Below are 2,720 nucleotides of genomic sequence, written 5' to 3' on the forward strand. Positions count from 1 at the left end.
ACAGCCACTCATCAACTGCCTGTTGCGGCAGGAACCGGGATCACCCCGGGGCTGTCGCGCGCCCGGTACGCCGCCGAACGGGGCACCCCACCGTCCCTGATCTACGTCCACCGGCCCGGACCGAATGCGCTGACCGCGGCAGGCCCACGACCCAGAATCGGGGAACTCACCGCTACGGACCGTTCGCGGTGAAGCTGGCTCTAGCGGCATGAGATTGGAAGTTCCGGCCGGCGTTTCGTTGATGGAGACCCTCGAAAAAGCAGGAAAAAGCATTCCGAACATGTGCGGCAAAGGCATCTGCGGCGAATGTTCCCTGTCAGTGCTTCAACGGGCACCCCTGCACCGGGATCTCTGCCTGACCGACCAGGAAAAGGCCGGGAACACCACCATGATGTGCTGCGTTTCCCCGCAGCCCGGACCAAGAATTGGAGTTGGACCTTGAGTACCACCACCATCGACAAAGACCCAGACACCGCCGAACTCATTGAGAACCCCGGGCCAAGGGTCAACTGGCGTGTTTTCATCATCGCTTCAGCCATCATCGTAGCCTTCTCTATCTGGGCGATGCTGGCGCCCGCAAACGCGAACGGCACCATGAAAACGGTGGTGGCCTGGATCGCAGAAAACCTCGGCTGGTTCTATGTCATCACCGTCACTGTAGTAATCATTTTTATACTGTGGGTGGTGCCTTTTTCACCACCGGCACCCTCGACACCGTGGCCGCAGATAAGACCCACCGCGGGCACGCGATCATCGAGCAGGTCAACGCCGATCTGAACGACAGCGCCCTGGGAAACCCCCTGGACGGACCTGTTCAACCTGATCGTTCCGCGGCTGGCAAAGACCTGACCGGCCGCCCCGTACCGAAACAACCAAGGACCACGGTGGGACACCACCGGCAGCGGTGCCGGGCGACCCGGCCTGCCCCGAACCCGACGCGCCCGGCCAAACCAAATCCCGGGGTCCCAACGGGCCCGTCGGCGGATCAAGGCTACGGGCCGGTTGGGCAGAGAGTCGGTGAGGCCGGGACGTTGGAAGTCAGGTGGCCGGCTCCGGGGGAGCCGGGTACAAGCTCACCGCCTTAGTGGGTGTCCACTGCCTCGATTTCGGACTTGTCCTCGCCCCAGAGGGTGTGGAAGGTGCCCTCGGCATCGACGCGGCCGTAGGTGTGGGCGCCGAAGAGGTCACGCTGGCCCTGGATCACGGCGGCCGGGAGGCGCTTGCGGCGCAGGCCGTCGTAGTAGGCCAGCGAGGAGGAGAACACCGGCACCGGGATGCCGAGCTGCACGGCCGTGGAGACCACCCGGCGCCACGCCGGAAGGACCTCCGCGATGGCCTTGGTGAAGGCCGGGGCGAACAGCAGGTTGGCCGGCTTGTCCTCCAGGGCGTAGGCGTTGGTGATCTCCTTGAGCAGCTCCGCGCGGATGATGCAGCCGCCGCGCCACAGCGAGGCGATCTCGTCCAGCTTCAGGTCCCAGCCGTATTCCTTGGCCGCCGAGGTGAGCATGTCCAGTCCTTGGGCGTAGGAGACCAGTTTGGAGGCGTAAAGGGCCTGGCGGACGTCCTCGACGAAGCCTTCGGGGACCTGGACGTCGGCCTCGCCGCCGGCCAGGAGCTCCTGGGCCAGCTTGCGCTGCTCCGTCTGGGAGGACAGGGCGCGGGCGAACACCGATTCGGCGATTCCCGAGACCGGGGAGCCCAGTTCCAGGGCGGAGATGACCGTCCAGCGGCCGGTGCCCTTCTGGCCGGCGGCGTCCACCACAATGTCAACGAACGGCTTGCCGGTCTTCGCGTCGACGTGGCCGAGGACCTCGGCGGAGATTTCGATCAGGAAGGAGGCGAGGTCTCCCTTGTTCCATTCCGTGAAGATCTTCGCCTGTTCGGCCGGTTCGATCCCCGCGCCGGAGCGCAGCAGGTCGAAGGCCTCGCCGATGACCTGCATGTCGGCGTATTCGATGCCGTTGTGGACCATCTTGACGAAGTGTCCGGCGCCGTCGGTGCCGATCCAGGCGCAGCACGGCTTGCCGTCCACCTGGGCGGCGATCTTTTCCAGCAACGGTCCCAGGGCGTCGTAGGACTCCTTCGAGCCGCCGGGCATGATCGAGGGGCCGTTCAGCGCGCCCTCCTCGCCACCGGAGACGCCGATCCCGACGAAGTGCAGGTCCTTCTTCGCCAGCGCCGCTTCGCGGCGGCGGGTGTCCTCGTAGTGCGAGTTGCCGGCGTCGATGATGATATCGCCGGCCTCCAGCAGCGGCTCAAGCTGCTCGATCACGGAGTCGACCGGCTTGCCGGCCTTGACCATGATCAGCACGCGGCGCGGTTTCTCCAGAGAGTCAACGAGCTCCTGGAGCGTCTCCGTGCGGACAAAATCGCCGTCCTGGCCGTGCTTTTCCAGCAGCGCGTCGGTTTTCTCCACCGAGCGGTTGTGCAGGGCAACGGTGAAGCCGTTCCGGGCCAGGTTGCGGGCGAGGTTGGCCCCCATCACCGCAAGGCCGGTAACACCGATGTGTGCTGACATCAAAACTCCAAGGTTAGAGGGTTACAAGTGATTGAAAACGAGGTATTGCCGTTTTTGCTGTGTCTATTGACGCCCGGAGGACATCGCCGAAGACTTCGTCGGGGTCGAGGCGGCGGAGTTCTTCGGCGAGGCAGTCTTTGAGGGTGCGGCGCGGCAGGGAGATGCGTTGGGCGGGCTGGCCGGGTTGGGTGAGTTCGGCGAT

Annotated in this window: 3 protein-coding genes and 2 pseudogenes; 3 read left to right on the forward strand and 2 right to left on the reverse strand. The window is 65.0% G+C overall.

The window, feature by feature from the left end:
• The 3 genes and pseudogenes from J9611_RS21150 to J9611_RS22210 all read left to right on the forward strand — a co-directional run.
• Positions 1 to 192: pseudogene (locus tag J9611_RS21150) on the forward strand (hypothetical protein); the annotation flags it as partial.
• 49 nt (positions 193 to 241) lie between these two features.
• Positions 242 to 442, forward strand: a complete 201-nt coding sequence (locus J9611_RS22855) for a 2Fe-2S iron-sulfur cluster-binding protein (protein ID WP_372447829.1) — start codon at positions 242 to 244, stop codon at positions 440 to 442.
• A gap of 122 nt (positions 443 to 564) precedes the next feature.
• Positions 565 to 627 (forward strand): annotated as a pseudogene (locus J9611_RS22210) (hypothetical protein); the annotation flags it as partial.
• 454 nt (positions 628 to 1,081) lie between these two features.
• Here the strand turns inward: J9611_RS22210 and gnd are convergent.
• Together gnd and J9611_RS21170 are read right to left on the reverse strand one after the other, a co-directional pair.
• Positions 1,082 to 2,518 (reverse strand): NADP-dependent phosphogluconate dehydrogenase, encoded by a 1,437-nt coding sequence (gnd, locus tag J9611_RS21165; protein WP_211883174.1) that lies wholly within the window; start codon positions 2,516 to 2,518, stop codon positions 1,082 to 1,084.
• 13 nt (positions 2,519 to 2,531) lie between these two features.
• Positions 2,532 to 2,720 (reverse strand): OpcA/G6PD domain-containing protein (locus J9611_RS21170; protein ID WP_211883176.1); only part of this gene is annotated, 189 nt, incomplete at its 5' end.

The sequence above is a fragment of the Pseudarthrobacter albicanus genome, assembly GCF_018224015.1.
Classification (GTDB): Bacteria; Actinomycetota; Actinomycetes; order Actinomycetales; family Micrococcaceae; genus Arthrobacter; species Arthrobacter albicanus.